General features: G+C 61.1%; 26 protein-coding genes. 17 read left to right on the top strand and 9 right to left on the bottom strand.

Annotation, left to right across the window (positions count from 1 at the left end; all coding sequences use genetic code 11):
• Positions 1-26: 26 nt before the first annotated feature.
• Positions 27-539, bottom strand: a complete 513-nt coding sequence (locus AQUI_RS0106790) for a L,D-transpeptidase family protein (RefSeq protein WP_245596876.1) — start codon at positions 537-539, stop codon at positions 27-29.
• Positions 536-1624, bottom strand: coding sequence for a GTP cyclohydrolase II (gene ribA, locus AQUI_RS0106785; RefSeq protein ID WP_027256831.1), 1089 nt, complete (start codon positions 1622-1624; stop codon positions 536-538). The genes AQUI_RS0106790 and ribA overlap by 4 nt, the downstream gene beginning before the upstream one ends.
• A 173-nt stretch (positions 1625-1797) precedes the next feature.
• Between ribA and AQUI_RS0106780 the strand changes: the two genes are divergently transcribed.
• Positions 1798-2484 carry a response regulator transcription factor gene (locus tag AQUI_RS0106780; protein WP_027256830.1) on the top strand — a complete coding sequence of 229 codons (687 nt, stop codon included), beginning with the start codon at positions 1798-1800 and terminating at the stop codon, positions 2482-2484.
• 233 nt (positions 2485-2717) lie between these two features.
• Entirely contained in the window at positions 2718-3506 is a 789-nt protein-coding gene (locus tag AQUI_RS0106775; RefSeq protein WP_027256829.1) for an exodeoxyribonuclease III, read from the top strand.
• Between the two features lie 179 nt (positions 3507-3685).
• Here AQUI_RS0106775 and AQUI_RS0106770 read toward each other — a convergent pair whose 3' ends face one another.
• Positions 3686-4156 (bottom strand): DUF6653 family protein, encoded by a 471-nt coding sequence (locus AQUI_RS0106770; protein ID WP_342665619.1) that lies wholly within the window; start codon positions 4154-4156, stop codon positions 3686-3688.
• A gap of 125 nt (positions 4157-4281) precedes the next feature.
• Between AQUI_RS0106770 and AQUI_RS0106765 the strand changes: the two genes are divergently transcribed.
• Genes AQUI_RS0106765 through AQUI_RS0106755 form a run of 3 tightly spaced genes read left to right on the top strand, consistent with a single transcriptional unit; the run spans position 4282 to position 6065 of the window.
• Positions 4282-5208 (top strand): tetratricopeptide repeat protein, encoded by a 927-nt coding sequence (locus tag AQUI_RS0106765; RefSeq protein ID WP_027256827.1) that lies wholly within the window; start codon positions 4282-4284, stop codon positions 5206-5208.
• Between the two features lie 27 nt (positions 5209-5235).
• On the top strand, positions 5236-5880 hold the full coding sequence (locus AQUI_RS0106760) for an LON peptidase substrate-binding domain-containing protein (RefSeq protein ID WP_027256826.1): 645 nt from the start codon (positions 5236-5238) through the stop codon (positions 5878-5880).
• The gene (locus AQUI_RS0106755) at positions 5877-6065 is read left to right on the top strand and encodes a Trm112 family protein (protein WP_027256825.1); all 189 of its coding nucleotides are present in this window, start codon (positions 5877-5879) and stop codon (positions 6063-6065) included. Before AQUI_RS0106760 ends, AQUI_RS0106755 begins: the two co-directional genes overlap by 4 nt.
• Positions 6066-6091: 26 nt before the next feature.
• On the opposite strand, the gene AQUI_RS0106750 is transcribed toward AQUI_RS0106755, so the two are convergent.
• Positions 6092-7318 (bottom strand): FAD-dependent monooxygenase, encoded by a 1227-nt coding sequence (locus tag AQUI_RS0106750; protein ID WP_027256824.1) that lies wholly within the window; start codon positions 7316-7318, stop codon positions 6092-6094.
• Positions 7319-7429: 111 nt separating this feature from the next.
• On the opposite strand from AQUI_RS0106750, the gene AQUI_RS0106745 reads away from it, so the two are divergent.
• The 4 genes from AQUI_RS0106745 to AQUI_RS0106730 all read left to right on the top strand — a co-directional run bounded on the left by AQUI_RS0106745 (position 7430) and on the right by AQUI_RS0106730 (position 13855).
• The gene (locus AQUI_RS0106745; protein WP_027256823.1) at positions 7430-8761 is read left to right on the top strand and encodes an amidase; all 1332 of its coding nucleotides are present in this window, start codon (positions 7430-7432) and stop codon (positions 8759-8761) included.
• A gap of 109 nt (positions 8762-8870) precedes the next feature.
• Positions 8871-10049, top strand: coding sequence for an aminotransferase class I/II-fold pyridoxal phosphate-dependent enzyme (locus AQUI_RS0106740; protein ID WP_027256822.1), 1179 nt, complete (start codon positions 8871-8873; stop codon positions 10047-10049).
• Positions 10050-10170: 121 nt separating this feature from the next.
• Positions 10171-13191, top strand: a complete 3021-nt coding sequence (locus AQUI_RS0106735; RefSeq protein WP_027256821.1) for a DNA translocase FtsK — start codon at positions 10171-10173, stop codon at positions 13189-13191.
• 79 nt (positions 13192-13270) lie between these two features.
• Positions 13271-13855, top strand: coding sequence for a LolA family protein (locus AQUI_RS0106730; protein ID WP_027256820.1), 585 nt, complete (start codon positions 13271-13273; stop codon positions 13853-13855).
• A 222-nt stretch (positions 13856-14077) separates the two neighbouring features.
• On the opposite strand, the gene AQUI_RS0106725 is transcribed toward AQUI_RS0106730, so the two are convergent.
• Together AQUI_RS0106725 and AQUI_RS0106720 are read right to left on the bottom strand one after the other, a co-directional pair.
• The gene (locus tag AQUI_RS0106725) at positions 14078-14665 is read right to left on the bottom strand and encodes a transglycosylase SLT domain-containing protein (RefSeq protein WP_027256819.1); all 588 of its coding nucleotides are present in this window, start codon (positions 14663-14665) and stop codon (positions 14078-14080) included.
• A gap of 73 nt (positions 14666-14738) precedes the next feature.
• Positions 14739-15620 (bottom strand): AEC family transporter, encoded by an 882-nt coding sequence (locus AQUI_RS0106720; protein ID WP_027256818.1) that lies wholly within the window; start codon positions 15618-15620, stop codon positions 14739-14741.
• 86 nt (positions 15621-15706) lie between these two features.
• Between AQUI_RS0106720 and hspQ the strand changes: the two genes are divergently transcribed.
• The gene (gene hspQ / locus AQUI_RS27385; RefSeq protein WP_035920248.1) at positions 15707-16033 is read left to right on the top strand and encodes a heat shock protein HspQ; all 327 of its coding nucleotides are present in this window, start codon (positions 15707-15709) and stop codon (positions 16031-16033) included.
• Positions 16034-16069: 36 nt separating this feature from the next.
• Here hspQ and AQUI_RS0106710 read toward each other — a convergent pair whose 3' ends face one another.
• The 3 genes from AQUI_RS0106710 to AQUI_RS0106700 all read right to left on the bottom strand — a co-directional run bounded on the left by AQUI_RS0106710 (position 16070) and on the right by AQUI_RS0106700 (position 18777).
• On the bottom strand, positions 16070-17644 hold the full coding sequence (locus tag AQUI_RS0106710) for a gamma-glutamyltransferase family protein (protein WP_027256817.1): 1575 nt from the start codon (positions 17642-17644) through the stop codon (positions 16070-16072).
• A gap of 303 nt (positions 17645-17947) precedes the next feature.
• A complete protein-coding gene (locus tag AQUI_RS0106705) occupies positions 17948-18397 on the bottom strand; it encodes an ATP-binding protein (RefSeq protein ID WP_027256816.1) in 450 nt (149 codons plus the stop codon).
• Between the two features lie 35 nt (positions 18398-18432).
• Entirely contained in the window at positions 18433-18777 is a 345-nt protein-coding gene (locus AQUI_RS0106700) for an STAS domain-containing protein (RefSeq protein ID WP_027256815.1), read from the bottom strand.
• Between the two features lie 95 nt (positions 18778-18872).
• Here AQUI_RS0106700 and AQUI_RS0106695 point away from each other — a divergent pair, with 95 nt between their 5' ends.
• The 7 genes from AQUI_RS0106695 (at position 18873) to AQUI_RS0106660 (ending at position 26254) form a co-directional block, all read left to right on the top strand.
• Positions 18873-20045, top strand: a complete 1173-nt coding sequence (locus tag AQUI_RS0106695) for a thiolase family protein (RefSeq protein WP_027256814.1) — start codon at positions 18873-18875, stop codon at positions 20043-20045.
• Positions 20046-20138: 93 nt separating this feature from the next.
• Positions 20139-20594: a GAF domain-containing protein gene (locus AQUI_RS0106690; RefSeq protein WP_027256813.1), complete on the top strand. Its 456-nt coding sequence runs from the start codon at positions 20139-20141 to the stop codon at positions 20592-20594.
• A gap of 200 nt (positions 20595-20794) precedes the next feature.
• Positions 20795-21364, top strand: coding sequence for a helix-turn-helix domain-containing protein (locus AQUI_RS0106685; protein WP_027256812.1), 570 nt, complete (start codon positions 20795-20797; stop codon positions 21362-21364).
• Positions 21365-21373: 9 nt separating this feature from the next.
• Complete coding sequence (locus AQUI_RS0106680) at positions 21374-21745, top strand: GFA family protein (RefSeq protein WP_027256811.1); 372 nt, start codon at positions 21374-21376, stop codon at positions 21743-21745.
• A 15-nt stretch (positions 21746-21760) separates the two neighbouring features.
• Positions 21761-24208 (top strand): GcvT family protein, encoded by a 2448-nt coding sequence (locus AQUI_RS0106675; protein ID WP_027256810.1) that lies wholly within the window; start codon positions 21761-21763, stop codon positions 24206-24208.
• 122 nt (positions 24209-24330) lie between these two features.
• Positions 24331-25227, top strand: coding sequence for a homocysteine S-methyltransferase family protein (locus tag AQUI_RS0106665; RefSeq protein ID WP_027256809.1), 897 nt, complete (start codon positions 24331-24333; stop codon positions 25225-25227).
• Between the two features lie 13 nt (positions 25228-25240).
• Complete coding sequence (locus AQUI_RS0106660) at positions 25241-26254, top strand: GlxA family transcriptional regulator (RefSeq protein ID WP_027256808.1); 1014 nt, start codon at positions 25241-25243, stop codon at positions 26252-26254.
• The last annotated feature ends 28 nt before the right edge of the window (positions 26255-26282 follow it).

Genomic DNA, 26282 nt, shown 5'->3' with positions numbered 1-26282 from the left:
AGACTTTTTGAAAAGTCTTGGCTGCGTCAGGTGCGTGCCAGCGGCGGGACAATGACCCGGGATCCTAGTTGCACCCGGTCAGCAAGCCAATGGAGATCAGTGCGTGAAAACGCGATGCAGCCTTCGGTGGGGTATCCAGGACGGCGCCATTGGTGAATGAAGATCGCAGAACCGCTTCCCGGAGTTGCGGCTGGCCAGTTCCAATCGGTGATCAAAACCAGATCATACAGCGGATCACTGCGCCGCAGTCTTTCATGGCTGAACGAGTGCGGTGCCCGCACATGATGATTGTAATTTTCATCTCCTGAATCATCCGACCATAGGTCCTGCGGACCAATGGGCTTGGCCCAGGAGGCAGGGCGGCACAGCCTGTCGGGGCGGTAATACATGCCTGCAATGCGATGCACTCCGACGGGAGTCGCGCCATCCCCTTCGCGTTTGTGCCGGGACAGTCCGCCTTTGCCGATTGTGCAAGGCAGCACACGCCCCAGAAAACGCACGCCGCAGGGTGTCAGGACCAGATCGGCAGGTGATGTCACAGCATATGCCCCGATTTGCGGGCCTTGGTCGCCAGGTAGTGCTGGTTGTGGGCATTCTCACCCACTTTCAGCGCAACGCGCTCGGCCACATGCACACCGGTCTTCTCCATCATCGCAATCTTGTTCGGGTTGTTGGTCAGCAGCCGTACTTGGGAGAATCCCAATTCTTGCAAAATAGAGGCGCCCAGACGGAAGTCGCGCTCATCGTCCTCAAATCCCAGCCGGTGGTTGGCTTCCACTGTATCAAAGCCCTGGTCCTGCAGGGAGTAGGCCCGCATTTTGTTGGCAAGGCCGATCCCACGGCCCTCCTGATTCAGGTACAGAAGGACACCCGCACCTTCCGCGCCCATCTGTGCCAGTGCGCCATGCAGTTGCGGGCCGCAATCGCATTTCAGGGAGCCCAGCACGTCGCCGGTGAAGCAGGCCGAATGCAGCCGGGCCAGAACCGGCTTGGATCTGTCGGGGCGGCCGACTTCCACAGCATAATGCTCCTCGGCGCCATCCTCCGGGCGGAAGATATGCAGCCTGCCGGCTTCGGCGGCATTCATTGGCAGGCGGGCAGCTGCGACCGGGTGCAGGGGAGAGCTTTCACTCAGCAAGGGTTCTGCGGCTGTACGCGAAATGGCGGTAAGGCCGTGGGCCGCGGCAAATCCGGACGGATCGCTGATGGGCACAAGAGCAGCAGCTGGCAGCAGGCGCGCGGATTTCACCAGTGCAATTGCCAGCCGGTGCAGGTCTGCATTGCCGCCGCGCTGGCTGGAAAGCGGACCCTTCATCGGTGTGTTCAGATCATCCGCCGGGTCGGCCAGCGACTGGATCCATTTCAGCCCCTCAGTGCCGGGAACAATAATACGGGCGGTGTCCGCATCATACACCCGGGCCTTCAAGGTTTCCGCCCGTCGGGCGGTCAGCGCCAAAGTCGGAACGCCCAAGAAACGCATGTCTGCCAAACGTGCGTCTGTCAGTGATTCAACGGCAATTGCCAGCGCGGCCTCCGGGCCATCGCTCAACACCACCGGCAGGCCCATACGCAGATCGACCCGGGCACGGGCCAGCAGTTCGATTATGGTGGGCATCAGGCTCATACGGGGATTCCGGTGTTATTTTGTAACAAAGGCTGGCTGTCTTTACGCCCAAATGCAACGGATGTGAAACATTTTCCCTGCCATGGACACGTCGGCGTGAGAGTATTGCAGCAAATCTTGCCGAGGGCGCAAGGGATGCGCATGTGTGGTCAAGTGAACAGGAGGGCGAGCTGATGGCGCAACTGAAGAAAATTCTGCTGGTTGATGATGATGAAGACCTGCGAGAGGCCTTGAGCGAGCAGCTGGTGATGACCGAGGACTTTGATGTTTTCGAGGCGGAGAACGGTCAAGGCGCAATGGAGCGCGCCAAGGAGGCCCTCTATGATCTGATTATTCTGGACGTGGGCCTGCCCGACACCGACGGGCGCGAGTTGTGCCGCTTGATGCGCAAGCAGGGGGTGAAAGCGCCAGTCCTGATGCTGACAGGCCATGACAGTGACGCCGACACCATTCTGGGTCTGGATGCCGGTGCCAATGACTATGTCTCTAAACCCTTCAAGTTCCCGGTGCTGCTGGCCCGGATTCGCGCTCAGCTGCGTCAGCACGAACAGTCTGAGGACGCGGTCTTTGCGCTTGGACCCTATACTTTCAAGCCGTCGATGAAGCTCTTGATCACGGAGGATGAGCGTAAGATCCGGCTGACCGAGAAAGAAACCAACATTCTCAAGTTTCTCTATCGCTCCAGCGATGGTGTGGTGCCGCGGGATGTCTTGCTGCACGAGGTCTGGGGGTACAATGCGGGCGTGACCACGCATACGCTGGAAACCCATATCTACCGTCTGCGGCAGAAAATTGAGCCCGATCCGTCGAATGCACGCCTGTTGGTGACGGAATCCGGCGGTTACCGGCTGGTTGCGTGATGTAATCGGCGTTGAGCCAGATCAAAGAAGACCCTGTGGTTCATCTTTATAACAGACCCTATCCCGCGCATATCCGGGTCACGGTATGCACCTCCCTGTTGGACTTGGCCGGGCGTGATGCCCGGCCTTTTTTTGTCTGGATGGTTTGAACCGCGGGCCAATTCATCTCTGGCCCTTCCCGGCCCGGACAGGCAGTATCGCGCCGGAACCCGGATTTCACGATGAGGCGCGCGATGCCATTTACTCTTGCCACCTGGAATATCAACTCGGTCCGCCTGCGCGAACCGATTGTGCAGAAGCTGCTGCAGGAGGAAGGGCCGGATGTGCTCTGCCTGCAGGAGTGCAAAAGCCCGGTGGACAAGATCCCGTTGGAAGGCTTTGCGGCTCTGGGCTATGGCCACATGGTTGCGCGCGGCCAGAAAGGGTACAACGGGGTGGCGATCCTGTCGCGCCTGCCGATCGAAGATGCTGGGGACCAGGATTTTGCCGGTCTTGGCCATGCCCGCCATGTGGCCGGGCGGCTGGAGAACGGAGTGGTGATCCACAATTTCTATGTACCGGCGGGCGGTGACTTGCCGGACCGGGAAAAGAACGAAAAATTCGGTCAGAAACTCGATTATCTCAAGGAGATGCGTGACTGGTTCCAGGCGGACAAACCGGAAAAGTCCATCCTGGTCGGCGACCTCAATATCGCCCCGCGCGAGGATGATGTCTGGGACCACAAGAAGCTGTTGAAGGTTGTCAGCCATACGCCCATTGAGGTGGAGCATTTCGCAGAAGTGATGGATGCGGGCGGATGGTCCGATGTGACCCGGAACGATATCCCCGACGGCCGTCTGTACAGCTGGTGGAGCTACCGGGCCAAGGATTGGGATGCCGCCGACAAGGGGCGCCGTCTCGACCACGTCTGGGCGACGCCGGACATCAAAAACGCGGCCCATTCCAGCCGGATCCTGAGGGGTGCCCGGGGCTGGGAAAAGCCCAGCGACCATGCGCCGGTGTTTGCAACGTTTGATCTGTAACGGCAGACGGAGCGCTCCCGCCTGATCCGCAACATCCGCAGGATGTTTCTCCTCCGTTGGGCATGGCACTGCGCTGACGCGCAGTGCGGTTCCGCCGCGCGTCAGCGCGGCGCCCGGCCCAACACCGTAAGGGTTCTGGCGCAGCCTGGGCGCGATGACGGGGACGGGAGCACTGCCGCTCAGCGCAGCCAGAGGGCGTATTCGGGGTGTCTGTCCTGCATGTCCTGGTAGAGCCAGACCATCCGGTCCACAAACCACAGCTTACCGCCAATCATCAGCGTCAGACCGCCAAGGATGAAACCGGGATCCAAGATCCAAAGACCATAGATCCAGGGAAAGGCTCCAATACCTGAGATCCACGCCAGGCCCTTAGCCCAGCCTAGGTGATGGCGCGGTATGGGAACTTGCGCCCGGTTCAGGAATACCCGCTCGCCAAATGTGCCGCGGGACGCCCAGGTGTCCGTGCTGGCAGGTCGGCCAAAGGCGCGCGGGTTCCACCAGATCCACAACAGCACCAGCGCTATGGGCAGAACCGCCACCCAACCCAGCCATACACGGGACCAGATGGCGAGAGTCATCAGAGGTAGAGCAGTCATTCTACTCACAACGCTCCACGGGTTGGCGTGCCGCGCCCAAGCGGCGTCATCCATACGCATCATCTTTTCAGAAAGGGCAAAGAGATCGAACCTGCGGCTGGCCATCGGCAAACTCCTCTCTTGGTTTCCGGCGCTTAGGATTCCATATAGGGGACAAGTTCCAAGCGGAGAACAATTTGATGACCGAAATTCTTGGCAGCACCGCACCGGCGGGTGATCTGATCAAAGACGTGACCGAAGCCACTTTTATGCAGGACGTTGTCGAAGCGTCGATGCAGGCGCCGGTGATTGTCGATTTCTGGGCGCCTTGGTGTGGCCCGTGCAAAACCCTTGGCCCGATGCTGGAGGCGGCTGTCACCAAGGCCAAGGGCGCCGCGACCATGGCCAAAATCAACGTGGACGAAAACCAGCGCCTGGCGCAGGCACTGGCGCAGCAGGGGCTGCCGCTCCAGTCGATCCCCACCGTGGTTGCCTTTGTAGAGGGCCGCCCGGTCGACATGTTCCAAGGGGCTCTGCCGGCATCGGAAATCGAGGCATTTGTGAACAAGGCCATCGAGGCAGGGGGCGGATCAGCCGACGGCGGTCTGGGCGAAGCCCTGGAAGCGGCCGAACAGATGCTGACTGAGGGTGCCGTGGCGGATGCCGCGCAGACCTTTGCCGCAATCCTGGGCGAAGATGACAAAAATGCCGCGGCTTACGGCGGATTGGCACGCGCGCATATCGCGCTCGGCGATCTGGATCAGGCGGAGGCCGTTTTGAATGGCGCACACGCCGAGATTGCGGATGCCCCCGAGATTGAAGCCGCGCATGCGCAGATTGCCCTGGCGCGGCAGGCCGAGAACGCTGGCCCGGTGGGGGAATTGCGGGCTTCGGTGGACGCCAGACCGGATGACTTGCAGGCGCGTTTCGACCTGGCGCAGGCGCTTCATGCAGCAGGAGATGCGGAAGCGGCAGTAGATGAGTTGCTGGAGCTTTTCCGCCGTGACCGCGAGTGGAACAAAGGCGCGGCCAAGGTGCAGCTCTTCACCATTTTTGATGCGCTCAAGCCAAACGATCCTGTGGTTCTTAACGGGCGCCGGAAGCTTAGCTCAATGATATTTGCCTAAGACCGGGGCAGCACTACACTCTGTCCCATGATCCAACCAGCTGATCTGCCGGACACGATTGCCGTGTTCCCATTGCCCGGGGCGCTTTTGCTGCCCCGGTCGCGCTTACCGCTGCATATCTTCGAGCCGCGCTACCTGCAGATGCTCGAAGATACTCTCAAAACGCGTCAGCGGCTGATTGGCATGGTGCAGCCCTGTCCGGGTCCGCAAGGGACCGGAGAGGAGCTGCATGTGATCGGCTGCGCCGGGCGCGTTACGCAGTTCTCCGAGACAGAAGACGGAAGATACCTGGTCACGCTTTCAGGCGTATCCCGGTTCCGTATCACCCGCGAAGCCAATGGATTTACCCCCTATCAGCGTTGCGACGTTAGCTGGACGGGGTTTGACCGCGACCTTGGCCGGTCCGAGGCGGATGATACCCTTGACCGGCCCTCTTTTCTGGATCTGCTGGAGCGGTTCTTTTCTTCCCGGAGCTTGTCGACCGATTGGGAAGCATTGAAAGACGCGGACGACGAGCTGCTGATCAATTCTCTGGCGATGCTCTTGGAATTTGACACTGAGGAGAAACAGGCCTTGCTCGAAGCGCCTTGCCTTGCCACAAGGCGGGAAACGCTTGTCACTTTGATTGAATTCGCCCTGCGCGGCGGCTCTCAGGAGGAAACCCTGCAATGACCGAGACACAGGCGCCTGCCTTTGACCGCCGGATGCTGGAAGCGCTGGTCTGCCCGCTGACTCAGGCGGTGCTGGAATACGATGCCCAGGCGCAAGAACTGATTTCGCGTGCTGCCAACCTGGCCTTTCCGATCCGCCATGGCATCCCGGTGATGCTGGTAGATGAGGCGCGCGCGCTGGACTGACGCTGCACTATGCCGGCGTCAACGCCTTAGATTGGCTGCCCTTTCAACAGCTTGGGCAAGTCGCCGGTCAGGCCTGCTGCCTCGCGCACGAAATTGCGGCGCAGGCCAGGGATCGCTCCAGCCAAACCCATGCCGATGTCCCGTCCCAGACGCAGCAGCGGGTTATCGTTGGAAAACAGCCGATTGAAAACATCCGTGGCTGCAGCCAGTGACGCTGTGTCGAACCGGCGCCATTGCTGGTAGCGCTCCATCACCAGGGATGAGCCGATATCCTCACCGCGCCGTGTGGCCTCGGTGATCACTTCCGCCAGCGCACCGACATCCCGCAGGCCTGCATTCAGCCCTTGACCTGCAATCGGGTGCATCCCATGCGCCGCATCACCCACCAGCGCCATGCGGTCGCCGATAAAGCTGTTGGCGATGGTCAGGTTCAGCGGATAGGTGAAGCGTTTGCCCGCCAGGGATATCTCTCCGAGAAAATCACCAAAGCGCGGCCGCAGCGCCTGAATGTATTCGGCGTCATTCAGCGCGTGGATGGCCTTGGCGGTCTCCTTCCGCTCGCTCCACACGATGGAAGACCGGTTGCCCGGCAGCGGCAGGATCGCCAGCGGCCCCGGCGGCATGAAAAACTGATGCGCGATGCCGTGATGTGGTTTCGCATGGTCGATGGCGCAGACCAGGGCTGTCTGTCCATAGTCCCAGCCAGTGCGTTTGATGCCTGCGCGCTGCGCGGTGCCGCTGCGGCGCCCGTCCGAGCCGACCAGAACCTGGCCGCGCAGCTCTCCGCCGTCATCCAGGGTGACAGTTACACCGGTCTGATCCGGTGCCTGGGCGACCACAGTGCGCCCGGACACCAAGGTGATGCCCGGCGCGTCCTCCATGGCCTGCAGGAAGGCCCGGCGCAGGAAACGGTCCTCAACCATATAGCCCATTGGGCCTTCTTCCAGCTCGGCGTGGTCGAAGTGGATAAAGAAGGGCGATGGTCCCTGGCCCGCATGGCCGTCGGTCACTTTGATCTCCAGCATGGGTTGCGCGTTGCCGCCGGCATGCTGCCAGACGCCGGTCTGCTGCAGCAGCCGTTGCGACGCCAGTGCCAGCGCATAGCCGCGTCCGTCAAAGCCCTCGTCAGCAAGCTTGTCCGGGGTAAGCGCGTCAACCACGGTGACGCTGTGGCCGGTCTGCGCCAGGGCCAGGGCCAGCGCGGGGCCGTTCAGCCCGCCGCCTACGATCAGGATATCAGACGCATTTTTCATGCCCCGCAATATGCGCCTGCTGACGGGATTGTCCATCCGGGAAGCGCGGGATTGTGCCTGTGTCTTACTGCCGCTACCGTTTGCATCAACTGCATTTGGGGAGACGGGCTGATGCAAGACTGGCTGACAATGACCGCCGCTGATCTGGGGCGGGGGATCGAGGCGGGTGATATCGGCCCGGTGGCGCTGACCCGCTGTTATCTGGACGCTATTGATGCGCACCCGCTGAAGGACCGGATCTATACCCAAGTGACACATGATCGCGCCCTTGCTGAGGCAGAGTCTGCGCAGGCGCGTGCGGATCTGGGCCTGCGCCGGTCCCTGCTGGATGGGGTGCCGGTCAGTTGGAAGGATCTGTTCGACAGCGCAGGCACCGCAACCGAATCCGGTTCGGATCTGCTGAAAGACCGGGTTCCGGAACACGATTCAGCGGTCCTGCACAACGCAACCCATATGGGGGCGGTCTGCCTGGGTAAAACTCATATGAGCGAATTGGCGTTCTCAGGCCTTGGCTTCAATCCTATTAAGGAAACGCCGCCTTGCGTGAACAATCCGGACGCTGCACCAGGCGGTTCGTCTTCCGGGGCGGCTGCGTCGGTTGGCTTTGGTCTGGCCGCCGCCGGGATCGGCTCTGACACGGGCGGTTCGATCCGTATTCCGTCAGCCTGGAATGATCTGGTGGGCCTCAAAACCACCTCAGGCCGGATTACCCTGGAAGGCGTGGTGCCGCTGTGCCTGAAGTTCGATACCATCGGTCCGCTGGCCCGCTCGGTTGAGGATGCCGGACTGCTGCTAGGGATGCTGGAGGGAACGGCGGGACCGGATCTGCGCAATCCTGCGCCGCTCAAAGGGCGCCGTTTTGCTGACCTGCAGACCGTGGCGCAGAACGATCTGGATCCGGCAGTTGCGGCCGCACACCGTGAGACACTGGACAGGCTGAGACAGGCCGGCGCCGGGATCGTGCCTTTGGAGGTGCCAGAGCTTGAGGAGGCGATGGGCCTTAGCCCGATTCTCTACACCACCGAAGCCTACGGCCTGTGGAAAGACGTGATCGAGGCGACGCCGTATCTGATGTATTCTGAAATCCTTGAGCGCTTCCGCTCGGGTGCGCAGTTCAGCGGTTCGGATTATGTCGCGGCTTGGGGTAAACTGGAGCAATGCCGGATGGCCTGGGATCTGGCGGCAGCCGGGTTTGATGCGGTGCTAAGCCCGGTATCGCCGATCCTGCCGCCGAACTTGGACAGGCTGCAAAGCGATCATGACTTTTATGTGCAATCCAACCTGCTGGCACTGCGCAATACGCGGATCGGTAACTTGATGGGGCTGTGCGCGCTTTCGCTGCCCACGGGCAGGCCCAGTTGTGGACTGCAAGTGATGGGCCAGCCGGATTGCGAAGAGGCTCTGCTGCGCACCGGGGCTGCGATTGAAATGGCCTTGGCCTGAAAGCCACATTCGGCCCATGGGGCACTTCACTGGGTGGACGCACCCGCCCGCCACCTGTAACCTGAGGCGCAAACGGGGCGCCAATGATCCCGTGACCGAGGCATTAGATATGGATTTTCCTGAGCGGTTTTCAAACCTGCCAGCTTATGCGTTTCCGCGCCTGCGGGCGTTATTGGACCATCACACCCCCGGCGGGGATGTGGTGCATATGACCATTGGCGAGCCGAAACATGCATTTCCGGCCTGGGTCACCGGTGTCATCACTGAAAATGCTGCCGGGTTTAACCAGTATCCCAACAATGACGGCACGCCTGAGCTGCGCGGTGCTATCGCCGACTGGATAGCCCGCCGTTACGGCGTGACGGCAGACCCAGAAACGCAAGTCATGGCGCTGAACGGGACCCGCGAAGGGCTGTACAATGCCGCAATGGCGTTGTGTCCGGAGCAGAAGAACGGGCAAAAGCCGGTGGTGCTGATCCCGAACCCCTTCTACCAGGTCTATATGGTGGCTGCGATTTCGGTCGCAGCAGAGCCGGTATTCGTGCCCGCAACGGCGGTCACCGGTCATCTGCCGGATTATGAGAACCTGCCCGAGGACGTGCTCAACCGCACCGCCGCGGCCTATATCTGTTCGCCTGCCAACCCCCAGGGCGCTGTCGCGTCGCGCGACTACTGGACCAGACTGATCCGGTTGGCTGAGAAATACGATTTCCGCATCTTCGCAGATGAATGCTATTCCGAGATTTACCGCGACGCAGCCCCCGTTGGCGCTTTGACTGTAGCCCAGGAACTGGGCGCCGATCCTGAGCGTGTGGTCTTGTTCAACTCTCTGTCGAAACGCTCAAATCTTCCGGGGCTGCGATCTGGACTGATAGCTGGCGGTCCAGAAACCATCAAACGTGTTAAACAGCTGCGCGCCTATTCCGGTGCCCCGCTGCCGGCCCCGTTGCAAGCGGCCGCGGCCAAGGTCTGGGCGGATGAGGCGCATGTGGTGGAGAACCGCGCGCTTTATCAGGAAAAATACACAATCGCCGATGAGGTCTTTGCCGGTCTCAACGGCTATATGGCGCCCGAAGCGGGCTTCTTCCTTTGGCTTCCTGTGGAAAATGGCGAGCACGCCGCACTGAAGCTGTGGCAGGAGACCGGCGTGCGGGTGCTGCCCGGCGCCTATCTGGCACAAGGCGCGCCCGGACAGAATCCGGGTGAAAACTACATCCGGGTGGCGCTGGTCGCCCCCGCCGAGGACACCCGCACGGCGCTAAGCACACTGCGCGGGTGTCTTTACTGAACTGAACTTTCGCTGCGCGGTGCCTGGCTGGGGGCCGCGCAGCCAAGACCAATAAACGGACAGGTTCGTGACCTTGCGGGCAACAGCGGGCACGGGCAAAAGAAACGGAACTGAGGTAGGCATGGCATTTCAAACCCGCAGCCGCGATCCGCTGCTCGACAGCAATATGCAGGCGGCTATTGAAAAGCGCGGCAAGGAATTAATCGGGATTGCATTGATCCTTGTGGGGCTGATGGTTGCCGCCATGCTGGGATCTTATACGCCGGACGACCCGAACTGGACCGTGTCCACGGATGCGCCAGTGCAGAACTGGCTGGGCCGTCCCGGCGCTTCTGTCTCTTTCATCCTGATTACCTTGTTCGGCAAAGCCAGCTGGGCCGTGCCTCTGTTTCTGTCAGCCTGGGGTCTGCGGTTTGTGCTGCACCGGGGCGAGGACCGGGTGGTCTGGCCGCTGCTTTTGTCGGTGCCGTGGCTGCTGGTGGTGGCGCTGCACATGGAAACCCTGAACGCCAGCTCCGCTTGGCAGCAGAATTATGACTTCGGTCTTGGCGGGATGGTTGGCTATACCTTCCTGGGCGCCTTGCTGGCGCTGCTGCCTGTCGGTCTGCATTTCATGGTGAAAATCATGTCGCTGCTGAGTGCCGCGGGAATGCTGGCGCTTGGCTGTGCGGTTCTTGGGTTCACCTGGCCCGAGGTGAAGAAGGGCCTGCACAAGGTAATGATCGGCCTGATCCTGGGCTATGGCGCTGTGGCCGCATTGCTGGGGCGCGGGGCCTCCAGCGGGCTGCAGGCCGCAATGAGCTACCGTAAAGAACGGGCGCAGCAAGCGGAAGAAACTGCCTATGACGCTGCTGATGCCGAGCCGGAGATGTTCGAGGACTACGCTGAAGACGCATACATTGCGGACAACCAGCAGGAAGAGCCGGAAACGCCTGCCAAAGGCGGTCTTCTATCGCGTGTGCCTGGCCTGATCCGCCGTGTTGCACCTGCGCCGGAGGCGGACAGCGCCTATGCGGCTGACATGCAGGATGAGGACGAGGCTGAATTCCTGGCTGATGGCGAGGGCGGCGAAGATCGGATCTCCCAGAAAATCGCCAATGCTGTGCGCATTCGCCGGGCAGCAGATGTGCCACCGGAGCAGGATCCGGCGCTGCCGCTGACCAAAGGCCGCGGTCAGCGCCCTGCACCGCTGATCTACAACCCTGCCATGGCCCAGGACGGCCTGCCGCCTGAACCGCCGCTGACCGCTGCGCTTGCAACGATGCCGCCGCTGCCGGAAGACCCATCGCTGTCCTGGCAGGTTTCCACAGATGACGCCTTTGGTTCGGAAACGTTGAATGCTGACCTGCGGGGCGAAGCTGAGATTGCAGACACCGCTCCGGATCACAGTATGATAGCTCCGGACTACGTGCCGTCCGAGGATCTGCCGGATGCTGCGGAACCGCCTGCGCCAGTTCCCGCCGCGCCCGAACCGCGCCCGGCGCCGGGACCGCGCCTGACTGTTGATTTGCCCGTCGCGGAACCGCGCAAGGCTGTGGTTGAGCAGCCGGCCCGTAAAACCGTCCAGCCCTCGGCGCGTGCCAAGGCCGAAGCGCAGCCCAACCTGGCCTTCGATGACAGGGGCAGCGATTTTGAACTGCCGCCGCTGAGCTTGCTGACCAATCCGAGCGGCATCGAGCGCCATCACCTGAGTGACGAAGCGCTGGAAGAAAATGCGCGGATGCTGGAAGCCGTTCTGGATGACTATGGCGTCAAGGGAGAGATCACCTCGGTCCGTCCCGGTCCCGTTGTCACTATGTACGAGCTGGAGCCGGCACCGGGCCTTAAGGCCTCCCGCGTGATCGGCCTGGCCGATGACATCGCCCGCTCGATGTCGGCCCTATCGGCGCGGGTTTCGACCGTCCCGGGCCGGACGGTGATTGGCATCGAACTGCCAAACGAGAAGCGCGAAAAGGTGGTGCTGCGCGAGATTCTGTCGTCCCGGGATTTCGGCGACGGCAACCATGCGCTGCCGCTGGCACTGGGCAAAGACATTGGTGGTGATTCCATGGTGGCCAACCTCGCCAAAATGCCCCATTTGCTGATCGCGGGCACCACGGGCTCTGGTAAGTCGGTGGCGATCAACACCATGATCCTGTCGCTGCTGTATAAGCTGACACCGGATGAATGCCGCCTGATCATGATAGACCCCAAAATGCTGGAGCTTTCCGTCTATGACGGCATTCCGCATCTGCTCTCACCCGTTGTGACCGACCCGAAGAAGGCCGTGGTGGCGCTGAAATGGGTGGTGGGCGAGATGGAAGACCGCTACCGCAAGATGTCCAAGATGGGTGTGCGCAACATCGCTGGCTACAATGGCCGCGTGAAGGAAGCACTGGCCAAGGGCGAGATGTTCTCGCGTACTGTGCAGACCGGTTTTGACGACGACACCGGTGAGCCGGTGTTCGAGACCGAAGAGTTTCAACCCGTTGTTCTGCCCTATATCGTTGTGATTGTTGACGAGATGGCAGACCTGATGATGGTCGCCGGCAAGGAGATCGAGGCCTGCATCCAGCGCCTGGCACAGATGGCACGGGCCTCTGGCATTCACCTGATCATGGCCACCCAGCGTCCCTCGGTTGACGTGATCACCGGCACCATCAAGGCTAACTTCCCGACCCGGATTTCCTTCCAGGTGACCTCCAAGATCGACAGCCGCACCATCCTGGGTGAGATGGGCGCCGAGCAGCTCTTGGGCATGGGCGACATGCTGTATATGGCGGGCGGTGCCAAGATCACCCGCTGCCACGGGCCGTTCTGTTCGGACGAAGAGGTCGAGGAAGTGGTCAACCACCTCAAGCAATTCGGCCCGCCGGACTATGTCGGCAGCGTTCTGGATGGTCCGGCTGACGACAAGGCTGATAACATCGATGCAGTTCTGGGACTGAACACCGGCGGCAATACTGATACCGAGGACGCTTTGTACGACACCGCAGTTGCCATCGTGGTCAAGGACCGCAAATGCTCCACCTCCTACATCCAGCGAAAATTGGCGATCGGCTATAACAAAGCCGCGCGGCTGGTTGAACAGATGGAGGACGAGGGCGTCGTGTCGGCTGCCAACCACGTGGGCAAGCGGGAAATTCTGGTTCCCGAACAATGAGCTGACAAAAATCTGCCGATGCCGGCTCCGTAGGGGGCCGGCATCTTCACTTTTGCAGCAGCGTGCCTATGTTGAGGCCATGAAACGGATTGCACTCGCCCTTGCGCTGACCCTTGCTGCACCGGCCGCCTGGGCGGCTGAACAGCTTAGCCTCAATGAGATTTCCCGTTATTTGAACGGAATATCCACCGCAGCCTCCCCCTTCACCCAGATCAATGACGACGGGAGCCTGTCGACGGGCAAGCTTTACATGCACCGCCCGGGCCGGATGCGGTTTGAATATGACGGCAAGGGCGGCGGCACTGTGGTTGCCGGCGGCGGGGCGGTGGTGATCCACGATCCCAAATCTAACCAGCCGCCTGAGACCTACCCGCTCAAACGGACTCCGCTGTCAATTATTCTGGACCGCAACGTGAATTTAGGGCGCGCCAATATGGTGGTAGGGCACAGTTTTGATGGAACCTCCACCATCGTGCGGGCACAGGACCCGGAACACCCGGACTATGGCAGTATCGAAATGATGTTCACCGGCGCGCCGGTAGAGCTGCGCAAATGGGTGATCCATGACAGTGCGGGCGGCCAGACAACCGTGATTCTGGGTGCAATGGAAACCGGCCAGAAACTGTCCTCCAGCCTGTTCACAACCAGCGGCAGATCCCGCTGAAGCAGCGGCTCCCGCGCCCGCGGCTGCTCGGGCTTTGCCCGAACAGCCTGACGGCTTTGGCCCGGCACCAGGCTGGCGCCCGGTGCGGCTCCACCTGAATTCAGCAGTTAGGGAACACATCCCGGCCTGACGTTGCGCTTTGGCACAGTGCCGAGCCCAACGGCTGAGGAGCTTTCAAAACGAAAGCGCAGAAGCAGGGCGGGAAAACGCCCCTTCCGTATCTCAGCGGAACTTGCGGCAGGTTGCGAGCTGGGCTTGATAAGTCTGGGCGCGGGATTCGACCTGTCCGGCAACACGCTGCAGCCAAGGTTTGGACCGGTAGCTGCCGCGTGAGTAGCCATAATGCCCCTCGTGGTAGGCGAGGTATTGATTGCGCGCGTCATACAGCTGGATACCGTTCTTTTCGCGGCTCTTGCGCATGTACCAGCCCATGAAATCGGCCGCATCGCTGATCCGGTCGCGCTTGGCCCGCCGCCGGCCGGTATCGCGCCGGTAATCGTCCCAGGTTCCGTCCAGCGCCTGGCTGTAACCGTAGGCGCTGGATTGCCGGCCGACCGGGATCACTCCCAGCAGGTACTGGTGCGGCGTGCGGGCATCGCCGCGGAACCGGCTTTCGTGATAAATCGTTGCCATCTGCACATGCACCGGGACACCCCAGCGGCGCTGGGACGCGCGGAAGGCTTTCAGGTATTCGGGCCGCTGCTGAATGATGCTGCACGCATTATCCAGATTGCGCGGCGGCGCTTTGTGCCCGCCTCCGCAGGACGCAACCGCCATGAGGAGAACGAGGGCGCTGATTATTCTGCTCATTGCCTCTGCCCATTTTTGATTTGGGTTATTTTGCGGCAAGTTTAGCGGATTGCGGCAGGTGAGGAAATCACAATTACAGAAGCTGGGTCAGCAGCAGTGGCAGCAATACCGCTGACATCAGGGTTGAGACCACCACAAGCCCGGCCACAGCGCTTGAATCGGCCTCGAATTTCTCTGCCAGCAGATAGGCGGTTACGGCAACAGGTGTCGCGAGTTGCAGAATCAGCACGCCAGAGGCTGTCGGATCGAGACCGAAAACCAGCGCCAGCCCCCAGCCCGCCACGGCGCTGATCAGAAACTTCACCAGCGATAGTGCAACGGCGGTTCCTGTCTTGCCCGGGGTCAGCCGTGCCACCGCAGTGCCCAGGGTGATCAGCATCAGCGGCACCGCCATCTGCCCGGTCAATTCCAGCGCATTTGTCAGGAAACGCGGTGTTTCCCAATCCTGCCACAGGAAGAGCCCGCCTAGAAGCGTGGCCCAGACCATCGGTTCCCGGATTGCTTTGCTGCCCGCACTGCGGCCTGCCACCAGGTAGATACCATAGGTGAAAGACAGGATGGCAGAGACGGCAAGCATGACAACGGCGTAGCCAAGCCCGGCCTCGCCAAAGGCAAACAGCGACAGCGGAATGCCCAGATTGCCGGTATTGCCGAAGATGAAAGGCGCCAGATAGGTCCGGCGGTCCAGATGCGCTGTGCGGCAGGTAATTTCGCCTATGCCGGCCAGCACTGCATGGCCGGCGAGGGCGGCCAGCAAAAAGGCCCCGAGCGCGCCCTTGTCCAGCTCCGTTTTCATCAGTGCAGTGAAGATCAGGCATGGCACTGCCAGCGTCATCGCCAGCCGGGTTACAAACTGCGTCCGGTACTCAAATCCAAGTTTCACCCAGATGAACCCGGCCATGGCCAGCAGGAACACCGGGGCGGTGATTTCGAGTACTGTCAAAGCGAGGTTCACAGTCTGTTTCCCTGAAAATTTGCGTCAAGAGTTGGACAATTGCTTGGCGGGCGCGCTATTTACAATGTACGGGGGCGAACATGACCATGATGAGAACACGCGCAAAATACAACCTCGGGCAGGTCGTCCGCCACCGGAAGCATCCCTTCCGCGGGGTGGTCTTTGATGTTGATCCTGAGTTCTCCAATACCGACGAGTGGTATGAGGCGATCCCGGAAGACAGCCGCCCGGTAAAGGACCAGCCGTTCTACCACCTGCTGGCGGAGAACGACCAAAGCTATTATGTCGCCTACGTCTCAGAGCAAAACCTGGTGGCGGACTATTCCGGCGAGCCAATAGGCCACCCGGATGTCCCTGAAATGTTTGGTAATTTCGATGGTGGCGCCTATGCGTTGCACTATCAGCTGAACTGAATTCCGCTGTTTCCGGCCGGCCGGAACTCCCCTTCATCAATATCCCAGCGCGCAGCCGTCTTTGCGCGGATCACTGGCGCCTTCCAGCACGCCCGAGGCATGGATCCGGATCGCCTGCGCGCCGCCCAGCGGAGTGTCCGGAACCATCACGCGATGCCCCATATCCGCAAGCTTCTGGCGAACCTCAGCCTTATAGCCGCGCTCAATTTTCAGCACTCTGTTATCGGCAAAGCAGCGGGGGGCATCGACAGCGGATTGCAGATCCATGCCAAAATCAACGAGGTTGGAGACCAGCCGGGCGTGGCCGGTCGGCTGATAACCGCCGCCCATCACGCCAAACGGCATGATCACCTCTCCGTCTTGCTGCAGCATGGCGGGGATGATCGTATGCATCGGCTGTTTTCCTGGTCCGAATTCATTCGGATGGCCCGCTTCCAGCGTAAAGCCAGCGCCGCGGTTCTGCAGCAAGATGCCGAATTGTTCAGACGCAATGCCAGAGCCGAAACCGTGGAAGATAGAATAGATCAGCGAGACCGCCATGCGGTCCTTGTCCACGACAGTTATATAGACAGTGTCCTTGTGCACCGCCTCGGTTAGCGGCTGCGCTGCCTGCAGGGCGCGCTTGGTGTCAATCAGCGCAGCAAGCCGGGCAGCCGTTTCAGGCGCCAGCATATGCGCCAGCCGGGCGGTACGGTCGGGGTCGGCCAGGAATCGGTTGCGGGCATCATAGGCGAGCTTGGCGGCCTCCGCCTCGATATGCGCACGTTCTGCGCCAAGCGGATCCATTCCGGAAATGTCAAAATGCTTGAGAATGTTCAGCAGCAAAATCGCGGTTGCACCCTGACCGTTGGGCGGATGCTCGGTCAGGCCCATGCTTTTGTACTGGCCGTCAATCGGCTGTGTTGCAAAGCTGCTGGCAGCGGTAAAATCCTCCAGAGTGTGGACGCCTCCAAGCGCTGCCAGTGCGGCCACCATATCTTCGGCCACTTCCCCGGAGTAAAAGGCATCCCGCCCGTCTTTGGCGATACGGCGCAGCACTTCGGCCTGCCCGGGCGCACGGAACACATCACCGCTGGTTAACGGCTGACCGTCTTTCAGGTAATGGTGCCGGGCCACGCCTTGCAAAGCTGATGCGCTGGTGCTCCAGTCGAACGCCGTGCGCGGCGCCACGGGAACACCCTCTTCGGCATAGTGGATTGCCGGCTGCAGCAGTGCATCAACCCCAAGCCGCCCTTCGCTTTCAGCCAGACGGCAGAACGCGTCAATTGCGCAAGGGATCGTCACTGCATCGGGGCTGCCCAGCGGCAGAGTTTCCAGCCCTTGTGCCCGGAGTGCAGCAGCGCTGGCCCCGGCGGGGGCGCGGCCCGATCCGTTCAGGGCCTGAACGCCGTGTCCGGGACGGGAATAAAGAACAAAGCAATCCCCGCCGATCCCCGTCATTTGCGGCTCGCAAATCCCCAGCAAGACCGCCCCAGCCAAGGCCGCGTCCATTGCATTGCCGCCGCGTTTCAAAATGTCGGCGGCGACACTGGCGGCCAATGGATGCGAGGTTGCGCACAGACCGTTTTGTGCCAAGACGGCTGATCGCCCCGGAAGATGAAAGTCGCGCATTTCCCTGCTCCTGCTGTCACCTGGCAAAGGCTAGGCGCACGCGGTGGGAAGGCAACTCAAATCCTCAACTGTTTTGAAGGAACGGAACGTCATCGTGGATCAGGAAAGCATGCCAAAGGAAGTATCCCCGGTGCCGTGCACTGGTGGGGGCTAGAACACGCGGCACCGGGGGAAGCTCGTTTCAGCTACAGGTTAAAAGTCGCATACCTATCGGGCTGAGGTGGGCCGGGATTGCGGCGCGATTATGGCGAAACGTTAAAATGCAGCAAACCGGCGGCCGTACCCCGCACAACGGGGTCTTGTTCAGACTTCGGCTGACGGGCTGGTCACTTTGATTTCGAAGCAGAGCGACAGATTGTTGTTTCCTTCTGAGCGCTCATATTGGACTTGGCTCGCCAATTCGCGGATCAGAAACCAGCCGAATCCGCCTTCGGGCAGGCATTCGGCCGGAACATTGACATCAGCAGGTTTGCCCTCCGGCAATTTTCCCCTGGGGAAGGGGGCACCTGCGTCCTGGATGTTGATCCACAAGCGTTCAGGATAAAGCTCGGCCCGGATCCGCACGTCTCCTGGTGGCGCGCTTTCATAGGCGTGTTCAACCACATTGTTCACGGCCTCGGTCAGAGCAATTTGCACCTCATCCGCACGGGCACCCGGAACTCCCAGGGACCGAAGCTGGGCCACAATCGAGGAAATGCCGGAACGGGCATCCATATTTGTAGCCGTGAACGAGCAGGCAAAGGTTTTTACCATCGATTTCTCGCTTTGCGCTGACAGCGCATTCGTCTTCAGGAGCTTGCGTCAGCCGGAGCGATTGCATCGCTAAGCGAACCATAAAGGTCAAAGATCGTATCCATGCGAGTCAGCCGGAACACTTTCTCGACCATGGGTGTCAGCCCGGCGAGATCCAGTTTGCGGCTGCCACCCAGTTGCTTCATCGCAGCAACAATTGCGCCAAGCCCGCTGGAGTCGATGAACTGCACCTCAGACAGGTCCAGGATGACACGGTCCGCACCGGAGTCTGTTTCCGTGCGCATGTCCTCCTTGAATTGGATGGCCATGGCGGCATCAATGCGTTCGGCATTGACTTTGACGATTTGCGCATCGTCCGTCATGGTGGTCGTCAGGCTCATTTCAGTCCCCCGGGATGTAACGTCATTTGTCAGCACTCTAGACCGCAAAGCTTACTATTCTGTAGGTATTATTTTGACGATTGGAGGAAAATTGCATGAAAGATGTTGTTATCGCCGGAGCGGCCCGGACGCCAATGGGCGGGTTCCAGGGCATGTATGACGGGGTGACGGCTGCAGAGCTGGGCGGTGCGGCGATCCGGGCGGCCTTGGAAGGCGCTGGCGCCGCCACCGTGGATGAGGTGCTGATGGGCTGCGTTCTGCCGGCAGGGCAGGGCCAGGCGCCCGCGCGCCAGGCAGGGTTTTCGGCAGGTTTGGGCGATGAAGTTCCGGCCACCACGCTTAATAAGATGTGCGGCTCGGGCATGAAGGCGGCGATGATTGCGTTCGACCAGATCGCGCTGGGCCACGCGGATACGATGATTGCCGGCGGCATGGAAAGCATGACCAACGCGCCTTATGTGCTGCCCAAAATGCGCGGCGGCGCCCGCATCGGCCATGGCCAGGTGATCGACCACATGTTCCTGGACGGGCTGGAAGATGCTTACGACAAGGGCCGCCTGATGGGCACCTTTGCCGAGGATTGCGCTGAGAAATACCAGTTCACCCGCGAAGCTCAGGATGAATACGCGCTTAAATCTCTGGCCAACGCACTTGAAGCTCAGGAGAGCGGCGCGTTTGACGGGGAAATTGCCTCCGTTACCGTGACGTCCCGCAAGGGAAGCGTGGTGACGGACACGGATGAGCAGCCAAAGTCGGCGCGCCCGGAGAAGATCCCGGCGCTGAAACCGGCTTTCCGCAAGGATGGCACTGTGACCGCAGCCAATGCCTCCTCTATTTCCGACGGCGCGGCAGCGCTGATGCTGGCGTCTTCTGAAGCCGCCAAGGCGCAGGGCCTGAATATCCGTGCCCGTATTCTGGGCCATGCCAGCCATGCTCAGGCTCCGGGCTGGTTTACCACCGCTCCGGTTCCGGCAGCGCTGAATCTGCTGAAAAACATTGGCTGGCAGGTTGAAGACGTCGATTTGTGGGAAGTGAACGAAGCCTTTGCTGTGGTTCCGATGGCCTTCATGCATGAAATGGGCATCTCCCGCGACAAGATGAATGTGAACGGTGGCGCCTGTGCGCTGGGTCACCCCATCGGGGCGTCAGGTGCCCGGATCATGGTCACGCTTTTGAACGCGTTGGAAAAGCGCGGCCTAAAGCGCGGCGTGGCCGCCATCTGCATCGGCGGCGGCGAGGGCACGGCGATTGCAATTGAGCGGGTCTGACATTCTCCTTCGAAAAATACTCTCGGGGGTGAATTGACCGTGAGGTCAAGAGGGGGCAGACAGCCCCCTCAATGCGTTGAAGGAGAGGCAGACATGCAGGCCGATTACGGAACCCTTGCCAAGACCATCGCGTCGCTGACCGAAGGTGAGACGGATGAGATCGCGCTCATGGCCACTGTCGCCTGCGAGGTGCACCACGCCGACGACCGGTTCAACTGGACCGGCTTTTACCGCGCCGTTGCGCCGGAGTTGTTGAAGATCGGCCCGTATCAGGGCGGACACGGCTGTTTGCAAATCTCGTTCTCCCGCGGTGTTTGCGGCGCGGCGGCACGCACCGGCGAGGTGCAGCTGGTGGCGGATGTGGATGCCTTTCCCGGCCATATCGCCTGCGCTTCATCCACCCGGTCGGAACTGGTCCTGCCGGTCTGGAATGCCGCAGGTGCGCTGATCGGGGTTTTTGATATCGACAGCGACCAGCCGGACGCATTTGCCGAGGAAGACGCAGAGCAGCTGGCTGCAATCCTGCGGAAGGTCTTCAGCCAGAGCTGATTCGCGCTTTCAGGGGCTTTGCCCCTCGGCCTGCGGCCTCACCCCAGGGTATTTTCACCAGAAAGAAGCAGCCCGGCGCCTGAATGCGTTGGGTTTTTTTCTTGGCTTGCGGGCGGCTCGTGAAAAAAGGCTTGGAAATTTCACGAACTCAAGGCATCGTGAAAAACGAGAGGATTTTTTCACGAACGGAGAGAGAGCCGGTGAACGATCAGACCCTGGCAGCGGCGACATTGGGGGCAGACATCCGGGCCTTGCGCAAGGCCCGCGGGCTGACCCTATCAGATATCGGCGCGATCCTGAACCGTTCGGTCGGCTGGCTCAGCCAGGTTGAGCGGGATATGTCCGAACCCTCAATCTCTGATCTGCGCCAGATTGCTGAGGCCCTAGGCGTGCCGATGTCTATGCTGTTTGCCCATTCCGGCGCCCCCGCAGATGAGCATGGCTACATCGTTCGTGCCGGTTCCCGCCGCCCGATGGGCTCGGGTGAAGAGGGGCTGATCGAAGAGCTGCTGTCACCCGACCTGACCGACGACTTCGAGATGGTGCACTCCACCTTCCAGCCGAATTCCCGGATGCAAACGCCCGCTAACAGGCCGACGCAAGAGGTTGGCTATGTGATTTCGGGCAAGCTGGACCTGCTGATTGGCGGCCGCAGCTTCACTGTCGGTCCGGGCGACAGCTTCCGGATTAAGCACGAACCTTACCAGTGGTCGAATCCCTATGATGAGCCCGCAGTGGCCGTCTGGGTGATTGCACCGCCGGTCTACTAGGAGGGGATAATGATCAACGGATCCTGCCTTTGCGGTGACATCCGCTTTGAAACCGCGGCGCAGCCGCAGGGCGCGTCCATGTGCCATTGCAGCCAGTGCCGCAAACAATCGGGCGGCATTTGGTCCTCGGCCTATGTGCGCGACCAAGATCTTAACATCACTGGTCCGGTCAACTGGTTTGAGGCCAGCGCAGCGGCCAAACGCGGCAGCTGCCGGCGATGCGGATCCTTCCTGTTCTGGAAGGCACATGACGAAGACACCACAAGTTTTGCTTTGGGCTCTGTCGACGGGAACACCGGTCTCAGCGTCGAAAAGCACATCTTTGCCGCCTCCAAGGGCGACTACTACGAGATTGCGGACGGCGTGCCGCAAGAAGACTGAGATTAGGGAGCGAACATGTCTGATTTTCCAACCAAGGCCCGTGTGGTCATCATCGGCGGCGGCGTCATCGGCGCATCGTCTCTGTATCATCTGGCCAAGAAGGGCTGGACCGATTGTGTGCTGCTGGAGAAGAACGAGCTGACCGCCGGCTCGACCTGGCACGCCGCGGGCAACGTGCCGACCTTTTCGACCTCCTGGGCGATCATGAACATGCAGCGCTACTCGACCGAGCTCTATGCGCGCCTGGGTGAAGAAGTCGATTACCCGATGAACTACCATCAGTCCGGCTCGATCCGCCTGGGCCACACCAAGGAGCGGATTCAGGAGTTCGAGCGCGCCTGTTCGATGGGCCGCTACCAGGGCATCGAAATGGAAATGTGGACACCGGAACAGGCCAAGGAGAACTACCCGTTCCTGGAGACCCATGATCTGGAAGGCGTGCTGTGGGATCCGTCCGATGGCGACATCGATCCGGCACAGCTGACCCAGGCGCTGGCCAAAGGCGCCCGCGATATGGGGCAGAAGATTATCCGCTTCTGCCCGGCCACCGGCGTCACCCAGAAGGAGGACAAGACCTGGATCGTGCACACCGAAAAGGGCGACATCGAATGCGACTATGTGGTGAACGCCGCCGGCTACTACGCCCAGCGTATCGGTGAGTGGTTCAAGCCCTATGGCGGCCGCACCGTTCCGATGATGGTGATGTCGCACCAGTACCTGCTGACTGAACAGATCGATGAAGTCGAAGCTTGGAGCAAGGAACACGGCAAGAAGCTGCCGCTGATCCGCGACGTGGATGTCTCCTATTACCTGCGCCAGGAAAAGAATGGCTACAACCTCGGCCCTTACGAGCCCAACTGCAAAGGCGAGTGGCTGACCGAAGACAATCAGATGCCAGACGACTTCTCGTTCCAGCTGTGGTCGGACGATCTGGACCGGATCGAGGACATCGTGACCGACGCCATGGAGCGGGTGCCGCTGATGGCATCCTCTGGCGTGTCCAGCGTCATCAACGGCCCGATTCCCTATGCCCCCGACGGGCTGCCGCTCATCGGCCCGATGCCGGGTGTCGACAATGCGTTCGAGGCCTGCGTCTTTACCTTCGGCATCGCCCAGGGCGGCGGCGCTGGCAAGGTGCTGGCGGAATGGATCGTCGATGGTCAGACTGAGTGGGACATGTGGGCGGTCGATCCGCGCCGCTACACCGACTACACCGATCAGGATTATTGCGACCAGAAGGGCATGGAAGTCTACGGCAACGAATACGCCATGCACTTCCCGCATCACGAATGGCCAGCCGCGCGCGGCAAGAAGGTCAGCCAGGTGCATGCCAAGATTAAGGAATTGGGCGGCGTGATGGGTGCTTACAACGGCTGGGAACGCGCCAACTGGTTTGCGCAGCCGGGTGATGACACGTCTGAAGAAGCCACCCACACCTGGGGCCGCTCCGGCCCGTGGCAGCAGCGCATCAAGGAAGAATGCGAAGCCGTGCGTGACGGCGTCGGTGTTCTGGATCTGCCGGGCTTCTCGCGCTTCAATCTGGATGGCGAAGGCGCCGCGGAGTTCCTGCGCGGCCTGGTGACCGGCGGGTTGCCCAAGGTAGGCCGGATGAACCTGGTCTATTTCTCGGACGACCGCGGCCGTATCCTGACCGAGATGTCCTGTGTGCGTCACGGCGAAGACCACTTCACCATGATCACCGCAGGCTCGGCCCAGTGGCACGACTTCGAGATCCTGCGCAAAGCGCTGCCGTCCGGGCTGACCCTGACAGACCGCACCACAGACTTCGCGACCATGATCGTCACCGGTCCGAAGTCGCGTGAACTGTTCGCGGGTATCTCCGACGCTGATCTGTCGCTCGGCTGGCTGACCCACCAGGAAGCCACCGTCGCAGGCAAGCCCGCCTTCCTGGCGCGGGTGTCTTACGCCGGCGAACTCGGCTGGGAGGTCCACTGCGCCAACGCGCATCAGGGTGACATCTACGCGGCCCTGATCGAAGGCGGTGCCAAGCCGTTTGGCATGTACGCGCTGAACTCCTTGCGGATTGAGAAGGGCTACCGCACCTGGAAGGGCGATCTCTCCACCGACTTCACCATGCTCGAAGGTGGCCTCGGCCGTTTCATCAAGCTGGACAAGCCGCAGGACTTCCCGGGCAAGACTGCGATCCAAAGCGAAAAGCAGCAGGGTCCGAAAAAGACTTTTGTTACCATGATCGTTGAGGCCGGCGACGCCGACGCACCCTATATGTCCTGCGTCTGGAAAGATGGTGAAATCGTGGGCGAAACCACCTCGGGCGACTGGGGCTACCGTGTGGGCGCCTCCATCGCGCTGGGCACCGTGCGCACCGATCTGGCGGTGCCGGGCACCGAACTGGAGGTCGAGATTTACGGGCAGAAATGCCGTGCAGTGGTTCAGAAAGACGAACCGCTGTGGGATCCGGCCAACGAGCGCCTGCGCGCCTGATCAACCAGCATCAGCCCGGGCCGCAATGATCCGGGCTGACACCCAATGAAAGACAGCCCGCGCCGCCGGATCATTTCCTGTATCCTGGCGGCGCAGGCGCACCAAGATAAGGACAGTTTGCTATGGCTGAGATCACGCTTCTGGATGGCTCGATCGGGCAAGAGGTTGTCAAACGGTCCGGCGACCGCGCAACACCTTTGTGGTCCACCGCTGTGATGGTTGACAGGCCCGAGGTGGTCGGCGGGATCCATGCCGATTACTTTGCCGCAGGCGCCACTATTGCCACTACAAACACCTATGCGGTTCTGCGCGACCGGTTGCAGCGCGCTGGTCTGGAAGATCATTTCAAAGAGCTTCTGAACAAGGCCGCCGCGCAAGCTGCTGCAGCGCGGGACGCCCATGGCTCGGGCCGTATCGCGGCGGCTCTTGGCCCGCTGATCGCCTCCTACCGCCCTGACATCTGCCCGCCGGCGGAAGAGGCAAAGCTTGCCTACGCCGAACTGGTCAAATTGCTCGGCCCGCAGTCTGATCTCTTCCTGATCGAAACCGTCTCCTCGCTGGAACATGCCAAAGGCGCGCTGCTGGGCTGTGCAGAAGCGGACAATCCGGTCTGGCTGGCGGTCTCTGTTTCAGACGAAGACGGCACAGTGCTGCGCTCGGGGGAGCCGCTGGCCGCGCTTGCCCCGCTGATTGAGAAATTCCAGCCCGATGCGGTTCTGCTCAACTGTTCCCGGCCAGAGGTCATCGGCGAAGGACTGAACATCGTGAGAGGTTTCGGTAAGCCTTTTGGGGCCTTCGCAAACGGCTTCACCCGGATTTCGGAGGGCTTCCTGCAGGACGCCCCCACTGTGGATGCCCTGGAACAGCGCCAGGACCTGGGACCCGAACCTTATGCGGAATTTGCGATGGGTTGGGTCGCGCAGGGCGCCACCATCGTGGGCGGCTGCTGCGAAGTTGGCCCGGAACACATTGCCGAACTGGCCCGCCAGCTGCGCGCGGCCGGGCATCGGATCGTCTGACAGGGGGATCAGCATGGCATCTCAAGGCAAACTCAAAGCTGCGGATCCGGCCCGGATCTGGAGCATCGACATTATCGTCAGCGAAGGGTTTGTGCTGACGGAGATGTCGGCTGTGGTCGAAGTGCTGCGGATCGCCAACCGGGTGCTTGCGCAGCCGCCGTTCAAATGGACCATGCGGTCCCTGCAGGGCGGGCGCGTCGGCTGTAAGGCGGGCCTTAGCGTCGACACCGAAGCTTTCGTGGTTAAGCCGACGGCTGATTTTGCTTTCTTTCTTGGCAACTCGGACCCGGACGATCCCGGCCTCAGTCTTGGCAGGGTAATCTCCAGCTACACCTGCCGCGGCAGCAAGGTCTACCTGCTGGCCGAGGCTGCGGCCCGCTACATCCGCGATCAGGGCGGCGCGTCCGGCCGGCTGACCACCCATTGGGAAAATTCCGCGCTTCTGCGTGAGCGCATGGGGCTGAACGATTCCAGCCATGCCCTGGCCAGCGAGGATGGACTGGTGGTGACCTGTGCCGGCATGGGGTCCACCGTTGATATCGTGTTGGCGCTGGTCGGGCGGCTCACCTCCGCCGCGGCGCAGATGACCGTGGCCAACATCATGCTGCACGAACAGGTGCGGGATTTTTCCTCGTTGCAGCCCTTTGCCGGTGCCAAGCCGACGATCACAGGCGACAGCGACCTGGACCACTGCATCCGGATCATGCAGGACAATATCGAAGAACCGGTGCCGATCAGCGAAATCGTGGATGAGCTGGGCATCTCAACCCGCTCGCTGGAGCGCAAGTTCAAGACCTTCCTCGGCACCACGCCCAACGGGTTTTACCGGGAAATGCGGCTGTCTAAGGCCAATAACCTGTTGCTGAACACCACCATGAGCGTGCGGGAGATCGGCCTTGCCTGCGGCTTCCCGAATGGCTTTTCCTCGCTCTACAAAAGCTTCTTCGGCATCACCCCCTTTGCCCTGCGCAAGCGCCGCCGGCTGGGGGAAGACGGGGCTGGAAATATCCTGAAAGCCGGAGAATAGCCGGGGAAACTTGGCGTTTTTGATGCAT

It is taken from the genome of Leisingera aquimarina DSM 24565 (genome assembly GCF_000473165.1).
Taxonomy (GTDB): Bacteria; Pseudomonadota; Alphaproteobacteria; order Rhodobacterales; family Rhodobacteraceae; genus Leisingera; species Leisingera aquimarina.
This window is presented reverse-complemented; position numbering and strand designations above follow the sequence as displayed.